Annotated in this window: 12 protein-coding genes; 7 read left to right on the top strand and 5 right to left on the bottom strand. The window is 61.7% G+C overall.

Going from position 1 to position 17471, the window contains the following annotated elements:
• The first annotated feature begins 58 nt into the window (after window positions 1–58).
• From JNK74_17155 to JNK74_17145, 3 genes are all read left to right on the top strand, one after another.
• Complete coding sequence (locus JNK74_17155) at window positions 59–427, top strand: sulfurtransferase (GenBank protein MBL7647914.1); 369 nt, start codon at window positions 59–61, stop codon at window positions 425–427.
• Between the two features lie 225 nt (window positions 428–652).
• Window positions 653–2758 (top strand): penicillin acylase family protein, encoded by a 2106-nt coding sequence (locus tag JNK74_17150; protein MBL7647913.1) that lies wholly within the window; start codon window positions 653–655, stop codon window positions 2756–2758.
• A gap of 165 nt (window positions 2759–2923) precedes the next feature.
• Window positions 2924–4186, top strand: a complete 1263-nt coding sequence (locus JNK74_17145) for a Gfo/Idh/MocA family oxidoreductase (GenBank protein ID MBL7647912.1) — start codon at window positions 2924–2926, stop codon at window positions 4184–4186.
• Between the two features lie 362 nt (window positions 4187–4548).
• Here JNK74_17145 and JNK74_17140 read toward each other — a convergent pair whose 3' ends face one another.
• Window positions 4549–4842 carry a flagellar biosynthesis anti-sigma factor FlgM gene (locus JNK74_17140; protein ID MBL7647911.1) on the bottom strand — a complete coding sequence of 98 codons (294 nt, stop codon included), beginning with the start codon at window positions 4840–4842 and terminating at the stop codon, window positions 4549–4551.
• A gap of 342 nt (window positions 4843–5184) precedes the next feature.
• Here JNK74_17140 and flgK point away from each other — a divergent pair, with 342 nt between their 5' ends.
• The 3 genes from flgK to JNK74_17125 all read left to right on the top strand — a co-directional run bounded on the left by flgK (window position 5185) and on the right by JNK74_17125 (window position 10011).
• Window positions 5185–6885, top strand: a complete 1701-nt coding sequence (gene flgK, locus JNK74_17135; GenBank protein ID MBL7647910.1) for a flagellar hook-associated protein FlgK — start codon at window positions 5185–5187, stop codon at window positions 6883–6885.
• A 136-nt stretch (window positions 6886–7021) separates the two neighbouring features.
• Window positions 7022–8701, top strand: coding sequence for a DUF1800 domain-containing protein (locus JNK74_17130; GenBank protein MBL7647909.1), 1680 nt, complete (start codon window positions 7022–7024; stop codon window positions 8699–8701).
• Between the two features lie 83 nt (window positions 8702–8784).
• Window positions 8785–10011 carry a DUF1501 domain-containing protein gene (locus JNK74_17125; GenBank protein MBL7647908.1) on the top strand — a complete coding sequence of 409 codons (1227 nt, stop codon included), beginning with the start codon at window positions 8785–8787 and terminating at the stop codon, window positions 10009–10011.
• Between the two features lie 146 nt (window positions 10012–10157).
• Here the strand turns inward: JNK74_17125 and JNK74_17120 are convergent, their stop codons facing one another.
• From JNK74_17120 to JNK74_17105, 4 genes are all read right to left on the bottom strand, one after another.
• Window positions 10158–11270: a PQQ-dependent sugar dehydrogenase gene (locus JNK74_17120; protein ID MBL7647907.1), complete on the bottom strand. Its 1113-nt coding sequence runs from the start codon at window positions 11268–11270 to the stop codon at window positions 10158–10160.
• Between the two features lie 226 nt (window positions 11271–11496).
• The gene (locus JNK74_17115) at window positions 11497–12480 is read right to left on the bottom strand and encodes a methyltransferase (GenBank protein MBL7647906.1); all 984 of its coding nucleotides are present in this window, start codon (window positions 12478–12480) and stop codon (window positions 11497–11499) included.
• A gap of 460 nt (window positions 12481–12940) precedes the next feature.
• Window positions 12941–14152: a M20/M25/M40 family metallo-hydrolase gene (locus tag JNK74_17110; protein MBL7647905.1), complete on the bottom strand. Its 1212-nt coding sequence runs from the start codon at window positions 14150–14152 to the stop codon at window positions 12941–12943.
• Between the two features lie 441 nt (window positions 14153–14593).
• Window positions 14594–16498 carry an exo-alpha-sialidase gene (locus JNK74_17105; protein ID MBL7647904.1) on the bottom strand — a complete coding sequence of 635 codons (1905 nt, stop codon included), beginning with the start codon at window positions 16496–16498 and terminating at the stop codon, window positions 14594–14596.
• Window positions 16499–17044: 546 nt separating this feature from the next.
• On the opposite strand from JNK74_17105, the gene JNK74_17100 reads away from it, so the two are divergent.
• Window positions 17045–17470, top strand: coding sequence for a hypothetical protein (locus JNK74_17100; protein ID MBL7647903.1), 426 nt, complete (start codon window positions 17045–17047; stop codon window positions 17468–17470).
• The last annotated feature ends 1 nt before the right edge of the window (window position 17471 follow it).

The following is a 17471-nucleotide window of genomic DNA, read 5'->3' as shown; positions in this document are numbered from 1 at the left end:
GTCATCGGCTATACTAGCGCTTCGACTAGTTTTCAGGACCCGCCCAGAGGAGCACCCCATGTGCCGTTTTTCAGATATCGTAGACCACGCCAAGACCCGCGTGCAGGAGCAAACCGTGGAGGAAGTCAAGGCACGCCTCGACGGGGGCGAGGGCCTCGCCTTCATTGATGTGCGCGAAGATCGCGAATGGGTCACCGCCCACGCCACCGGCGCAACCCACATCAGCAAGGGTGTGCTCGAACGCGACATCGAGAAGGCCGTACCCGATACCACCACCCCTGTCGTGCTCTACTGCGGCGGCGGCTCCCGCTCCGCCCTGGCCGCGGAATCCCTCCAGCGCATGGGCTACACCCAGGTCGTCTCCATGATCGGCGGCTTCGGCGGCTGGAAAAACGCGGGCTACCCCGTAAGCGCCGGCGATGAGTAAGGTCGGAAGTGAACTGCCCGTAATCTAAAGAATGGGTCTTATAGGTCGTATGGGTCGTATGGGTCATTATGAACCCATACGACCCAAAAGACCCAAAAGACCCAAAAGACCCAAAAGACCCAAAAGACCCAAAAGACCCAAAAGACCCAAGAGACCCATAAGACCCATAAGACCCATAAGACCCATAAGACCCATAAACCCTGCCACCACCAAAGGAAACCCCTTATGCCAAAGCATCCCCTGGCCCTCTTGCTCGCCCTTGGCCTGGGCGCCCTGATTCAGAGCGCCCACGCCGGAACCGCCACGGTCTACCGTGATACCTGGGGCACGCCCTACATCTACGGCACCACCGACGCCGAAGCCGCCTATGGCCTGGGCTATGCCCAGGCCGAGGATCGCCTCGACGACATCTACCTCAACGTCCGCCAGGCCGTGGGCCGCATGGCCGAAGTCCTCGGTAAAGACCACATCGAATCCGACTACGTCATGCAGATGGTCGGCAATGAAAAGCGCTGCGAAGCCTTCTGGCCCTCCGCCTCCGAGCCCGTGAAAGCCATGGCCGCGGGCTACGTGGCCGGCGTCCAGGCCTATCTGGCCGATCACCCCGACCGCAAATCCCCCTTTGCCCTCGATCTCAAGCCCTGGCACTCCCTCGCCATCATGCGCGCCATGATCCTCAACTGGCCCCTGGGCACCGTGCGCGATGAAATGAATCAGGAAGGCAACACCCTTGGCTGGGGTTCTAACGAATGGTCGGTATCGCCCGCACGCAGCGCCGAGAACTGCGCCATCCTCCTCACCGATCCCCACCTCACCTGGCAGGGCATGTCGGTCTTCTACGAGGCCAACGTCTACGGCGATGCCCTCAGCGAACAGCACGGCTACTTCCTCGTAGGCACCTTCCTGCTGGCCTATGGCCACACCGAGCACTTCGGCTGGGCGCCCACCACGGGCGGCCCGGACACCGCCGACGTCTACGCCATGAAGCTTAATCCCGCGAATCCACTCCAGTATGAATACGACGGGCAATGGCTCAACGCGGAGCTCGGCGCCGTGACCATCAATGTGAAGGACGGCGCGCCGGTAACCATGCCCACCTACACCACCATTCTCGGACCGGCCTTCGCCGAGCCCAATCTGGAAAAGCAGACCATCCTCGTGGGCGCCACACCCTACCTCGAGCAGACCCTCCTCCTGGAGCAGGGCTACAAATGCCTCCAGGCAAAGAATGTCGACGACTTCATGGCGGCCCTCGCCATGAACCAGTACATGGAGCAGAACCTCATGTCGGCGGATCGCGACGGCAACATCGCGTACATCCGAACCGGCCGCGTGCCCATCCGGCCCGAGGGCTACAACTGGAGCGCGCCGGTGCCCGGCAACACCTCCAAGACCAAGTGGCTCGGCATCCATGACGCCAAAGATCTCGTCCAGATCAAGAATCCCGAGCAGGGCTACATGCAGAACTGCAATATCAGCCCCGAATTCATGATGGAGAACTCGCCCCTCACCCCGGACAAATATCCGGGCTATATCTTCAACGTAAGCTGGGACTCCCGCAACAGCCGGGGCGATCGCGCCCTCCAGGCCCTCGCCGCCGATAACAGCCTCACCAAGGAAGAGGCCATGGATCTCGCCTTCGACGTGACGGACCCCTACCGCGAGGGCTGGAAAAAGGCCCTCAAGAAAATGGCCATGAGCTCCGCCAAGAAGGCCCTGGAAGATCCCGCTTTCAAGGCCGATTTCGATCGCCTTGTCAATTGGGATGGTCGCTACATCAAAGAGAGCAACGCCGCGCCCCTCATGCGCTATTTCCGCATGGAGGCCTTCCAGGTGGTCGACCCCCTCAAGGTCAACGCCGGAAAAGATCTCTCCGTGGAAGAATACCTGGCGCTGAAAAAAGCCATCGACTCGGCCCGGGAAACCATGCTCAAACTCTATGGCAAGACCGATATCACCTGGGGCGACATGATTGAAGTCGGCCGAGGCGATACCTTCGTGCCCACCTCCGGCGCCGATTTCGGGCGCGGCGAGAACGACAAGAGTGTCCGCACCCTCCTGAGCATCGGCGTGCGCGAAACGCCCGAAGGCAGCGGCAAGTATCGGGCCTACAAGGGCTCCATGGCCATGCTCCTCATGTTCATGCACAAGGACGGCATCGAGTCCTACAGTTGCATCCCCTGGGGCCAGAGCGGCGATCCCGCCTCGCCCCACTACATGGACCAGGGCGAGAAGCTCTTCAGCAACCGCACCTTCAAGCCGGTCTACCGCAGCAAGGACGAGTTGCTGAAAAACGTGGAATCGGAAAAGAAGCTGGAGGTGGCGCTGTAACCCCAATAGGACGGATAAGACCGATAGGACAAATCTCATACGTCCTATCGGTCAAATCCGTCCTATGCGTCGGATTGAATTCCCCCGCAAATATGCTATGCTGGTCAGCGCTGTGCATTGACCGCACCAAACAACCCCACACGTCAGACCAAAGGAGAGGACCTCATGTCAGAGAAACCTGCATCGGGCATGTCCCGCAGAAATTTCGCCCAAACCAGCGCCGCCGCGGGCTTCGCGATTCTTGCCGCCAAGACCGGCATCGCGGAGAACAACGGCGAAACCATCAAGATCGGCCTCATCGGCTGCGGCGGACGCGGCACGGGCGCGGCGGTGGACAACCTCACCGGCAACAAGAACATGAAACTGGTGGCCATGGCCGATCTCTTCCAGGATCGCCTGGACAACTCCCGCAAGACCCTCAGCGGCCACGCCAACCCCCAGGTAAGCTCCCAGGTCGACGTCACGGATGAAATGTGCTTCGTCGGCCCGGACGCCTACCTGGAACTCCTCAAGACCGACGTGGACATGATCATCCACGCCACCACCCCCTACATCCGCCCCAAGCACATCGAAGCCGCCGTCAACGCCGGCAAGCACATCTTCACCGAAAAGCCCATCGCGGTTGACCCCGCGGGCGTCCGCCAGTTCATCGCCGCCGCCAAGCTCGCCGAAGAAAAGAAACTCTGCCTCGTCACCGGCCTCCAGCGCCGCCACCAGAAATCCTATGTGGACACCATGAAGCAGGTCCAGGACGGCGCCATCGGCGAAATCCTCTCCGGACGCGCCTACTGGTGCGGCACCCTGCCCTTCGCCCACAAGCGCAAGCCCGAATGGAGCGACCTCGAAACCCGCATCCGCAACTGGTACGCCCACTGCTGGGTCTGCGGCGACAACATCGTGGAGCAGCACATCCACAACCTCGACATCATCAACTGGGGCCTCGGCACCCCCGTCAAAGTTTTCGCCTCCGGCGGCCGCGCGTGGAAACACCTGGAAGACCCCGAAACCTACGGCGATCTGTGGGATCACTTCTCCTGCGACTATGAATACGCCAACGGCGTCCACGTACTCAGCATGTCCCGCCACTGGCACAGCGAATGCACCCAGGACGTGTCCGAACACCTCGTCGGCACCAAAGGCGTCACCAATTGCCACGACAAGGGCAAGGACGATGAGAACCCCTACGTCCAGGAACACATCGACCTCGTCAAGGCGATCCGTGGCGAAGCCCCCTACATCAACGAAGGCGTGCGCACCGCCGAAAGCACGCTGACCGCCGTCATGGGCCGCATGTCCGCCTACACCGGCAAGGCCGTCACCTGGGAAGAGGCCATGAACTCGCCCCTGAGCATCGTGCCCGAAGTCCTCGACTTCAGCAAGCCCTACCCCGTCGGCCCGGTCCCCGTACCCGGCCCCGCGAAGGCCTGATCGCTTCCAACAGTAAAGGGCCGCGGCAACCGCCGCGGCCCTTTTTTTGCTGGGAGCGCCAAAGGCGCTGCCCGCACTCTGCGCAACCCGCCAAGTGCAAAAGAAAAGCATTCGACCATTGGGAGCGCCGACATCCCTGTCGGCACATTGCGCCAAAGGCGCAATAACCCTTCAGGTTGCTTTCGCTCAAACAAAGTAGCATGAATTCACTCAAATTACCCTCGCTACCTTGCCGGCAGGGATGCCGGCGCTCCCAACTTACAAATCACTTTGATACGTGCAGGTGCGTATCGCGCACCAACAACAAAAAAAGCGCACCCGGAATCCCGAGTGCGTCCTGATTCTTTGAATGGGCGGTCGCCTTAGATATAGCTCACCAGGGCCGAGGCCAGTTCCGTCAGAACCTCCTCCACCCGCTGGCGGCCTTCACTCAAGTTCTGCTTCGCGGCTTCAACGCGTTCCTGGCGAATTTCCGAGTCCTTGGCGGACTCGCGAAGGTAACGGGCCACTTCCGCAGCCTGCTGGGCCGCTTCGCTGATCTTGACGGCGTCCTGGTCAGTGGACGGAGCGTCCGCGGCCGGCAGGTTACGGGCGCCCTTGATGGGCCGCGCAACCTGCAGCTCATTCAAGTTTCCGATGCCTGTGATTCCGGTCATGACTTGCTGCTCCATTTTGGGTGTTGTCGCTGCATTATTCCGGGCCTGTCCGTAGTGCGGACCTTCCGCTTTCGGTCAGGCTCGGTCGCTTCAACTGTCTGAACTACCCTGATTATCGGCAAAGCGCGAGGGGAGCTTTAGCGGAATTCACTGCCGGAAGCCCGTGGGCAATTCCTGCCTACAGGCGGTAGTTAATGCCGCACGGGCCCACAAAATGCGGGGCCGACCCGCCCCCATACCCCCGTATTAAGTACCTGTCAACTCCCGCCGATAATTGGAACGCACCTTGCTCTAAGGCAGGGGAATGAGCTTTTTCAACCAACCCAGTGATCGGAGTTCGCCGTGGGCACCCTCTTCAGCGCCTTGGACATCGGTCGAAGCGGCCTGAGTACCGCCCAGATCCAGCTTGATGTCACGGGCCACAATATCGCCTCCGCCAATAAAGTGGGCTTCTCCCGCCAGCGCGCCGATATTTCCACCCGCGCCCCCCTGGAACGCTCCTACGGATTTCTCGGACGGGGACCCTTCATCTCCGGCGTGAACCGGCTCCGGGACGCGTTCCTGGACATTTCCTACCGGGACCAGGTCGCTACCCAGCAGAATGCGGAGATTCAGACCAGCTTCTACTCCCGCCTCGAAGACCTTTATCAGGAACCAAGTGAAGACGGCTTCTCCGCCAAGCTAAATCAATTCTTCGACGCGATGAACGACTTCGCCAACAACGTGGAAGACATTCCCACCCGCGTGGCCACCATCACCGAGGCGGAATCCCTCGCCTCAACCCTGCGCCAGAACGCCGCCGCCCTCGAAGACCTCCGCACCGCGGCCAATGAAGACGTGCGCGCCCTTGTGCCCACCATCAATGGCGTGGCCCAGCAGATCGCGGACCTGAACTTCGCCATCAAGACCCTCGAAGCCACCGGCGGCACCGCCAACGACCTCCGCGACGACCGCGATGTCCTCCTCGATGAACTCGCCGGGTACATCAATATCGATTACCGCGAACGGACCGACGGCCAGGTGGATGTGTTAATCTCCGGCGAGGAACTCGTCATCGGCAACCGCGCCCGAGAGATTGAGGCTGTGCCCGACGGCTCCATCGACCCCGACCGCCCCGATTTTCTGCGGGTGCGCTTCGCCAACAACGGGACCGAGGTAAATGTGATTGATGGCGAGCTCGCCGGCGCGTTGGAACAGCGCGATGTCGTCCTTGCCGAGCTGGTCGATCGAAACGACACGCTGGCCGCCGCGCTCATTGAAGAGGTCAACGCCATACATTCCCGTGGCAACGGTCTGAGCAACCTCCGGCAGCCCCTGGCCGCTTCCAACGCGGTCACCAGCGCCGCCGCCGCTCTGGACAGCGCCGGACTTCCCTTCACCGTCAATGACGGCGCCTTCGACATCGTCGTGTACGACAGCGCGAACAATATCAGCGAAACCATTTCCGTCCCGGTTACCGCGGGCACAACCAGCCTCAACGACATCGCCGCCGCCATCAACAGCTCCGGGAACATGAGCGCCTCCATCGCCAACGGCGTGCTCACCGTGACGCCCGACGCCGGTTTTACCTATACCTTCGCCAATGACACCGCCAACCTCCTGCCCGCCCTCGGGCTCAACGGCCTCTTCACCGGCAGCAACGCCCGAAACATCGGGGTGAGCCAGCACATCATCGACGACCCCGCGCTCCTGAGTTCGGGCGACAGCCTGAACGTCCTCGAAACCGGCAATAACACCATCGCCCTCGAACTCGCCGCCCTGCGCAATACCCCCGTGCTCACCAACGACACGGAAACCCTCGGCGACTACTTCGAATCCACCGTGGTACAGCTCGGCATCGACGCCGGCGCCAATCTGGACCGCCGGGACGTGCAGAACGCGGTCATAAACGACCTCAACCTACGGCGCCAGGAAGTCTCCGGCGTCAACCTCGACGAAGAAGTCACCACCATGATCCAGGTTCAAAAGGCCTTCGACGCCTCCGCCCGGGTCATCACCATCACCGACCGCATGCTCGATACCCTCCTCGGCATCGTGCGGTAAACAACGCCATAGCGGAAGCGCGGCTTTTCATAAACGCGTTCTTTCTCGATCACTGAGCGGACCCAGGGAACCTCCCCGCTCCGGCGGTGTTTCAGCTAACATCAATCCCTGCTGAATCACCAAAAAGGAGCACATCATGGCCAGCCTGCCCCCCCTGGGACCTGAATCCTGGGATCTTGCCAAAGCCCGACACCTGCTGAACCGCGCCGGGTTTGGCGTTCCCCACGCCCTGGCGGTACGCCTCTCCGAAATGACCCCCGACGCCGCCGTCGACTACCTCCTGAACTACGAGTCAATCCCTTTCGAATTTCCCGAGCCCGACTTCCTCGTGCCGCCCATGAGCAACAAAGAGCGGGCCGAAGCGAGGAAAGCCCTCGGCGAGGAAGAACGGCGCGAACTCCAGCAGAAGATGCAGCGGGAAGAGCGGGAGGCCGTTCAGAAACTCCGGGGCTGGTGGCTCCAGCGCATGCGGACCTCCCCCCGGCCGCTGGAGGAAAAAATGGCCCTCATGTGGCACGGCCACTTCGCCACCTCCGCCCAGAAGGTCAAGGCCTCCGAGGTCAATTACGCCCTCTACGAAGTCTTCCGCACCCACGCCACCGGCAATTTTAAACGCCTCACCACCGAGGTGGGCCAGTCCCGCTGCATGCTGCGCTATCTGGACAACGACCGCAGCACGAAAAAACAGCCCAATGAAAACTGGGCCCGGGAACTCATGGAACTCTTCACCCTGGGCCAGGGCCAGTACACCGAAGACGATATCAAGAACTCCGCCCGGGCCTTTACCGGCTGGTCCACGGACGGAGTCTCCTTCGCCTTCAACATCACCAATCACGATCCGGGCGCCAAGACCTTCATGGGCCGCACCGGCGAATTCGACGGCTGGGACATCATCAATATCATCTTCGAGCAGCCCGCCCTGGGCACCTTCATCTGCGGGAAACTCTACAAGTTCTTCGCCGCCGAGGAAGTGGACCCCGCCGTGGTCGAGACCCTCGCCGAAACCTTCCGCGCAAATAACTTCGAGCTGAAACCGGTCCTCCGCCAGCTCTTCCTTTCCCAGGCCTTCTACAGCCCCCGGGTGATGGGCACCCAGGTTAAGAGCCCCGCCCAGCTCGTGGTCAAACTGACACACGACCTCAGCCTCGATTCCGTGCCGCCCACCGCCATGGCTCAGGCCACCGCGACCCTGGGCCAGAACATCCTCCATCCACCCAATGTGAAAGGTTGGGACGGTAACCGGGCCTGGATCAACGCCAACACGCTCCTCCTGCGCTATAACCTTCCCGCAACCCTGGCCAGCGCCGCCACCAAGGGCCACAATCAGTTGATGATGGGCGGCGGCGAAAGCACCATGATGCTGGCGGGCGAAGGCGACCCGGAGGCCATGTCCCCAGCCGCCATGGCCGAAACCCCAAAGCCCGATCCGCGCGCCGCCATCCGCGAACAGGTCCGGGAAAAGCTGAAGAGCCTCCCGAAGGAGGAGCGACAGGCCAAGGTGAAGATCCTGCGCGAAGGTAAACCCGCCGAACGAAAGGCCCTCCTTCAGGAGCTTGGTATCGACGCGCCGCCGGCCTTCGATCCCCTGGACGACATGTTCGAAGGCCTGAATTTTTCCACCGCGACCGAATGCGTCACCGTCGTGGCGGGCAAGCTGCTCGACGCGCCCTTGAGCCCCGAACAGCAGTCCACCCTGGTGGGCGTTCTGGGAGTCGCCGCACCGGACAGCCCTTTTGCGCCCGACAACCTGACGGATGACAAGCGAAAAGAGCTGCTTCACCTGATTACGAGCATGGCCGAATACCAGCTCTGCTGAAGACGGGGCGCTGATTTCAGTGCAACGGACGAGAAGATTGAATTTCAAATGATACGGCGCAACCGCGACCGAGGAGAACTAGAATGCCGATTTCACGCCGCGACTTCATGAAGGGGATGGCCGTCTTTTCCGGCATCGGCCTGGCCCCGAAATTCCTGACCGACGCCTACGCCGATCCCGCCCAGGTGATCCAGGGATTCAACGACGACCGCGTCCTCGTGGTGGTGCAGTTGGGTGGCGGCAATGACGGCCTCAACACCATCGTGCCCTTTGAAGACGACCTCTACCACCGCGCCCGGCCCCAGATCGGTCTCAAGCCCGAACGACTCATCAAGCTGAACGATCTGACGGGAATCAACGACGCCATGCGGCCCGTCATGCCCTTCTTCGAGCGCGGCGAGCTCGCCGTGATCCAGGGCGTGGGTTATCCCAACCCCGACCGGTCGCACTTCCGCTCCATGGAAATCTGGCACACCGGCAGCGACTCCGACGAGTACCTCGGCGATGGCTGGATCGGGCGCTACTTCGACAACAACTGCGCCGGCGCCGCCCAGCCGCAGGTGGGCCTCGCCCTGGATGCCGAACGGCCCCAGGCCTTTGGCAGCGCCCTTGGTTATGGCGTGGCCACCACCGACCCCGGCAAATTCGGCTGGAATCCCGGAAAGGGCGCGGACAATGAGGCCGCTTTCCTGGCCCTGAACGCCGGCAAGCCCGCCCATAACCCCACCCTCGATTTCCTGCGCCACACCACCGCCAACGCCGTCACCAGCTCGGAAGAGGTGCGCGCCGCCGCGAAGAAGGGCAATATTCAGATGATCGAAAAGGGCAAACGAAACGCCGGGCCAAGCCAGCTCGACGCCGTGGCGGGCCTGATTCGCGGCGGCCTCGCCACGCGCATCTACTACGTCTCCACCAGTGGTTTCGACACCCACTCGGGTCAGGTTGCAACCCATGACCGGCTCCTCGGCGGCGTTGCGGGCGCCCTGGCGCGCTTTCAGGATCAGTTGGAAAAAGACGGCACCGCCGATCGCGTGACCACCATGGTCTTTTCCGAATTCGGCCGCCGCGTGAACGAGAACGGCAGCGGCGGCACGGACCACGGAACCGCCGCGCCCATGTTCCTCATGGGCAAGTCCGTGAAGGGCGGCATCCACGGCGCCGCGCCGAACCTGGGCGACCTCGACGGCGGCGACCTGAAATACAGCACCGATTTCCGCCAGGTCTACACCACTCTGCTGGAAGACTGGCTCCACGCGGACCCGGCAAAGGTCCTCGATCAGCGTTTCGACAAACTGCCGCTTCTGGCGTAAGGGGTTTCGGAAGCGCAGTGGGCCGCCGGCGGATGCCGGCGGCCCATGTCGTTTGTGGCATGGGACGGATAGGACATACAGGACCGATTGATCAGATCGGTCCTATCGGTCTCATCGGTCCCATCGAGAAAAGCGCGCGCCGCCCCTCAGCCCGTATAGGCAATCCGATAAATCACATTCGCAAAGTCATCGGAGACCAGCAGCGCGCCGTCCGGCATCACCCGCACGTCCACGGGACGTCCCCAGGCCTCCTGGCGATCCAGCCAGCCCGTGGCAAAGTCCTCATATTTCGCCACGTTGCCCGCGTCATCCAGCGTGATCTGCTTCACGCTGTAGCCCACCTTGATCGACCGGTTCCAGGAACCGTGCAGCGCCGTGAATATGCGGTTCTTGTATTCCGCCGGAAACTGCTCGCCCGTGTAGAACTTCAGGCCCAGCGGCGTAACATGCGCGCCCATCTGCTGGATCGGCTTCACGTAGTCGTCCGCATTCTTGCCCGCGCCATGGACCGGATCGGGAAGGTCCCCGCCATGGAAATAGGGATAACCGAAGTGCTGCCCCGGCTCCGTCGCCCGGTTCAATTCACACTGAGGAACATCATCACCCATCAAATCGCGACCGGTATCGTTGAAGTACATCGCCTTCGTCGCGGGATGCCAATCGAAGCCCAGCGAATTGCGCACGCCCAGGGCGAAAGTTTCAAGCCCCGTGCCATCGGTATTAATGCGCTGCAGCGTTCCGAATAAAGGATTGTTCTGTTCTTTCGCCGCATCGCAATCGTTGCAGGGCATTCCGATATTGAAGTAAAGCTTGCCGTCCGGGCCGATGTTCAGATACTTCCAGCCGTGCATCTGCTCCTGCGGCAGCGTGTCGATCACCACCACCGGCTCCGGCGGCGCGTCCAGCGAGTTTTCGATATTCTCAAACTTCACGATCCGGCCGATCTCCGCCACATACAGCGTGCCATCCTTGAAGGCCACGCCATTGGGCCACCAGAGTTCCTCCGCAACCACCACCGTGCTGTCCGCCTTGTGGTCGCCATCCGTATCCGAAACCGCATACACATTCCCCGCGCGCTGAGAACCAACAAATACCGTGCCCTTGTCGCCCAGCGCCATGGAACGGGCGCCCGGCACGTCGTCGGCATACACGCTGATGGAAAAGCCCTGGGGCAACTTAATCTTATCCAGAGGAAGCTCCGCAGCAAATGCGGGAACAACCGCGAGCGCCAGCAAGGTACCTGCAACCGTCTTCTTCATGACACACTCCCGTGATAGTCCATTGGTTTCCACAGCCCATCATGCTAAGCCATACCCCGCATACAGGACAACAAACGCCCGGGGGACGGACCCGCGACCGGAAAACCGATTCGGTACAAAGTCCCGAATTCAAAAGGCACGCCCAACCGGGACAGGCCCACGTCAACGCGCGGGCCTGTCCCAGGGGATAAACGAAGAGGTTCGGACACGCCAGAAGAGCCCGTCCCTACTTATACGCAATCACCGCAGACGACGGCCCGGTCAGCGGCATCACCTCCACACGCTTGAAGCCCGCTTCCAGCGCCCAGCCTTTGAAGTCGGCCGCAGAATAGTCGAAGCCGCCCGTGGTCTCCAGCAACATGTTGACGGACATGAGCAGACCAAACACATTGCTGCGGCGCTCGTCGTCGATGATCGTCTCGATCACGGCAAAGGCGCCGCCGTCCGGCAGGGCCTCGAAGGCCTTTCTCACGAGCAACCGCTTCTGCTCCAGATTCCAGTCGTGCAGAATGGACCCCATGGTGATAATATCCGCGTTCGGGAAGGGATCGCTGAACATGTCGCCCGCCAGGGCCTGAACCCGCGACGAGAGTCCGGCGGCGGCAATGTTCTCTGCGGCCACCTCCGTCACCTTTGGCAGATCAAAGCTCGCCCCCTGGACATCGGGGTTGTGTCGCGCCACCTGGATCGCCAACTGGCCGCCCGCGCCGCCGATATCGCAATGGCGCGAATGGCCCGAGAAATCGAAGCGCTCCGCAAAGGCGATGAAGTTGCCCATCTGAATGCCGCTCATGGCGTTCAGGAAACCGCGCAAGTGGGCATCATCGGAATAGATCGCCTCGAAAATTCCCTTACCCGTCAGCCGCGCCTCGTTCTGCAGTAAACCCGACCTAAGCCCGTCCTCCAGGCGGCTCCAGAGGTCGTAGCTCCGGCTGTCCATCATCTCCAGGATGCCACCCATGTAGCTTGGCTTGTTCTTGTCCAGGAACAGATCGACATCCGGGGCATTGGAATAGATCGCGTCGTCAAGAATTCCAGTGCGTTCCAGAAAGCCCAGCGCCACCAGCGCATCCAGGAAATCATACAGCGCGCGTTCGTGCAGGCCCAGCCGATCCTTGATTGCCGCGCCGCTCCGCGGCCCCTGCGCCAACTCGGTAAACAACCCCAGCTTCACCGCCACCAGAAGCGTCTTTGACGCCCAGAAACCCATACCCACCTGCACAATTTTCGAAGGATCAACCACTGCTGCTGCCTTTCTAAGATCGGGCGCTGCCACGCCCGCCAGGTTGGGATGCCATGCATCCAGAATGCCGGAATTATACCTGAGATTCGCCGGAATGCCAGTCCAGTTGTGACTTTTCCTGAATGGCCGCGCGTCGCATCCACGATGTTCTGACCACAAATTGCGGAAAGTCTCTATTCACCACGAAGGCACGAAGAGCACGAAGGGGGAAGGGTGGTGGCGGCGCGATTGGACATCGGCGGTCGCACAGTCACGGTTGGAATTCTTCCCGATCTATTGCACGCGAAGGCGCGAAGACGCCAAGATAACAGGGAAGCAAGTTCAATCGAGTATCGCTTGGATTGTAGAGGAAAACTCAGGCATGTAAGGCTTCTTTCTCTCTTTTTTCTTCGTGCGCTTCGTGGCCTTCGTGGTGAAACGTTCGTGCTCAACAATCAGTTTTTCCATCGTCGAATTGCCGGACCGTCTCCGCCACCACCGCGATCGCCGCCGCGATACACCCCGCGTCCATCGCCTCCACATTATCCCGGCGCGTATGATAGAAATCCGCCGGGGCCGGATCCATCGCACAGAGCGCCGTCGCCCGCAGGCCCGCCTGCGTGAAGGCCGCCGCGTCCGTGGAACCCAGCGGAATCGATGCGAGCGGAATATCGTGGCCGCAGGCCTTCCCCGCAGACTGCACCAGCGCACTGAAAGCCGCATCATTGCGCACCGTGCCGTTGAGGTCACGGTCATACACCACCAGATGCTCCAGATCGCGCAGCGTGTCCAGCGTGAGGATTACCGTCTCGCAGTCCGCCAGTTCCCCGGCATGGCGCGCGGCCCACGCCTGCGCACCCCGCAGCCCCGCCTCCTCCGATCCCGTAATCAGGCAGGCAATCTCGGTATGCGCGAGGCGCTGTCCCGGCGCGCACAGGGCCTTCGCCACGCCGAGCGCGATAAACACGCCCGAGAGATTGTCGTTGGCACCCGGAACCGTCGTATTAAAATCCGTGAAAAAGAGCGACAACACAAAGCCCGGCAACAGCAGCACCTGCGCAAGTCCGAGATACGTCAGGGCGGCGGCGTGGGGGGCCACGAAGACCAGTACGACGGCGGCAAGATCCATCAGCACCATCAGCGGCAGCCCGAGTAGTCCATAGCGCACGAGCCAGGGAAAGGCCTTGGGCCAGCGATAGTGATAGCGCCACTCGTAAGCCGCGTCCATATGGCCATTGAGGATTATACGCCGCTTCGTCTCCTTCGACGATTTCCACCGCGCAAATACATTCATTGAAGCGGTGGTGGGGTAGAGGGGATCGAGCAACAGCCGGTAGCGTACAAACTGAAACCACGTCACCACAAAGCCCGTAAGGCTTAATACCAATGCGGGCAACGGCGATAACCAGTACGAGAGAAAAGCGATTATCAACAGCCAGCCTGTGACCGTCTGAAAGCGCATGAAAGCGTGCGACGCCACGCCAAAATCTTCGCAGCACACCTCATCGGCCTCCGCGGCGGCCAGGCATTCCGCCACGTACGCCTGGGCCTTTCGCTCCCCCGCACTCCCCGGCGCGCGGGGCCCGAACTGCGCGATCACGTGGCGCGCCTGAGCGATGACTTCTTCCGCGATGGCGGCTATGGTGTCAGCGGTCAGCATTTCGCTAAACCTACTACCAGCGTTGGAATTGTCCCTTGCTGGTGCAAAAGTAGACCACGGGTGCCACCCGTACACGCGGGAGCCGTGGCGACCAAGTTTACGGGTGTGTGTTCGCGGTGGACGATGCCGCACACTGGATTGACTGGAGCGCGGTGCAAAATACCTTGGACCTCGAACAAAAGCAGTGTCCTATCACCCGTAAGCTCCCCCGCTGCGCTCCTCCGCGTACGGGTGGCACCCATGGTCTTGCTTTGGATGAACGTGACGACTCGGACACTTCGCGAATCCCACGTTGGGGCGAGCGCAAGCTCCCGGACGCGACACATTCTCCACGGGGACATGCCGCCGCGCTCAAGACCCCCACCGTTAATCTGGCGAACTTTACATAGTAAAGACAACCGACGGCGAGCGGGGCACCTCTGCGGCGGTACGTCCCATTGGTCACTCATACAGCCACGCGATCGGGATGGACCGGAAGCGCGACGAGATCTTATCCGACCCTTCTTCGGCCACGTAGTAGGTCAGCAGCACCCGGCCACTGTCGAAGGTTGCGCTGATGTAAGAGAAGCCATTCATGAAGGGCGCGCCGGGTGCACCCGCACCCGTTTCGATGTTTTTCTTGTGCTCCCAGGTCTTTCCTTCGTCCTTCGAGATCGCCACCGTAAGCGGACTGCGCTTGCCACCGTGGCCCTCACCCTCCACGTAGGCATCGTTCCATACCAGCATCAGATCGCCCGTGGACGGAATCCGCCGCACCGTCGACGGTGCCTCCGGGGCGCGCACGCCCCAGTCCGACGCCGCACTCCATGTGTCGCCACCGTCCTCCGACCAGGCCGCCGCGATGTGACCCAGTTGGGTGCGGACGATCATGAGCACGCGCCCGTCGTTCATCTCCAGCACTTCGGGCTCCATTGCGCCGCGCTTGGCGTAGTCCACCGTGCCCGTACCCGCACGCCAGGTAGCCCCGGCGTCGTCCGAGATAAAGGTGCGGCACACGTAGTGATCCACCTTCTCCGCGTCGGCCGTGCTGGCCACGGGCGCGAGCAGGCGGCCGCTCTTCAGGCGGATTACCCGATCATTGTTCATCACGTGGTAACCGGGAATATTGGTTACCTGCATGGGCTCGCCAAAGGTCAGGCCGCCATCCGTAGAGCGCCGCAGGAACACATTCAGATCCGTCATGGAATTCGCAATGAGGTAGAACATCCCCAGTTCGCTGTCGTTCAGCGCCTGAAAGGTGAGGGACATGACGTTGAATCCGCCCACGTTTTCCTGGAGCACCTTCGGCTCGCCCCAGGTCTGGCCGCCGTCCGATGATATTTTCCCCACCAGATGGGCCTTTGCAAAATCGCTCGTGTCGCCGATGAACTCCGTTGTCGCATACAGATAGCGCCCGTCGTTCAACACCGTGACATCGCCTTCGCTGTAACGCGGGTTGGCCGCCGTCGCGGGATAAGGATCGTTCGTAATCACACCCACCGGCTTCGTAGCGGGCTTCGCCAGCATGAGCAGAGACTGGGCCGCGCGCACGCGCACATCGAGGGTCTCATCCGACAGCAGCCCGATCAGGGCCTCCCGCGCGTCCACCAGGCCGCTCTCACCCGCGAAATTCGCCGCCATCGTGCGAACGCCCACCTCTTCACTCGCCAGGTTCGCTTTCAGCGCCGCCAGCCCCTCGGGATCCTGCAGGCCCGCGAGCGCATGGACAAAAAAAGACTTCGCATCCGGATCATCGAAGCGCGCCACACCCGCCTTCAACACGGCCACGTCGGACTGATCGCCCACGAAGCCCAACACCCACGCCGCAATCTTCGCCACATCGGGGTCCTCAGATTGCACCACTTCTCGAAGATAAGCCAACGCCTCCGCATTGCCCCAGCGCGACAGGGCCGCCGCCGCCATCATCGACTTGGACGCATTCGCCCGATAGGCCAGCGCCGCGCGCAGCAGCGTGCCGTCGCCAATCTGATTCACCTTGAACAGGCTCTCGGCCGCATGGACATGGGCATAGGGATCGGCTTCCGCCAACAGACCCAGCAGGATCGACGTTTTGCTCCGGTCACCCGCCCGCACCAGTTCTCGGGCCAATCCGCAGCGCTTCTGGCCGTCCGTCTCGGTGGCCAGCAGGGGCGTGAGGGCCGCCGTCACGTCTGCGCCATGGCCGCCCAGCGTGAGCCCCTCCGCCGCATGCATCGAGGGCCAGAACTCCGACGAGGCCAGTCCTTCACGAAGCACCTCCAGACAGCGCGCTTCCGTAGCAGGGTCCAGCGCGATGGGCGCGGCCTCCGCCGCATGCAGGGTGCTGATCAGGGCCAGGGCGCACACGGCGCAAGAGAGAATTTGCATGGGTCGGCTGCTCCAATCTGGGCTGTGGTTGTTATAACCAAAGTATAGGAAGGCGACGGAGCAATTACAACTGACCCCGGGGGGAAGAATGGGTCGTATGGGTCTTATGGGTCCTATGGGTCCTATGGGTCCTATGGGTCCTATGGGTCCTATGGGTCCTATGGGTCCTATGGGTCCTATGGGTCCTATGGGTCCTATGGGTCAAAGGACAACTGCTCGGCCGCCCAGACTTCCCACACGCCCGACACGCGCCGCACGCGCCGCACGCGCCACACGCCCCAGACTCCCCACACTACCCATACGACTCATACGACTCATACGACCCATACGACCCATACGACCCATAAGACCCATAAGACCCATAAGACCCATAAATGGTGAAATCCGCCATAATCTAGCCACACCCACCACCACCCAACACCCCAAGGCCACCCACGCCTCACCCTAACCACTTCATCCAAAACCACTTACCCCAACCACCCCAACTGGCACGCCGGTTGCATTACACCTGGCATCAGCGCACAACGCGCCAATAGAAAGCACCCCATGGCCACCATAAATCACAAAATGCGTGAGTTGAGAACGCCCCTCGCCGGGTCCTTCGCCTACGCATCGGGCTGCGGCGAAGCGGGGCGCGCCGACTGGCTGAACATCAGCCGGTGCGGCGCGGCCCTCCGCCTCGGTCGCTATCTTCGCCCCGGACACCTCATCCAGTTGATGCCCGAAGGCGACGACTGGAGCATCCCGGCCCGCATCGCCTGGTGCAGCCCCATCGCGGGCACGCCCCTCTTCAAGGCGGGCCTTACCGTACAACGCACCTGTCCAGAATCCGCCCTGCGCTTCGCCACCCTCGGGTACGAAGCCCTGGCGTTGAATAAAAGCAACCCCAACTCAGTAGTAAACGCAGTGTGGCCGGGCTTCAATCCCGCCGAACTGCCCACCCGCTTGACCGCCCTGGTTCAAGCTATCTAAA

Source organism: Candidatus Hydrogenedentota bacterium (genome assembly GCA_016791475.1).
Taxonomy (GTDB): domain Bacteria; phylum Hydrogenedentota; class Hydrogenedentia; order Hydrogenedentales; family JAEUWI01; genus JAEUWI01.
This window is presented reverse-complemented; position numbering and strand designations above follow the sequence as displayed.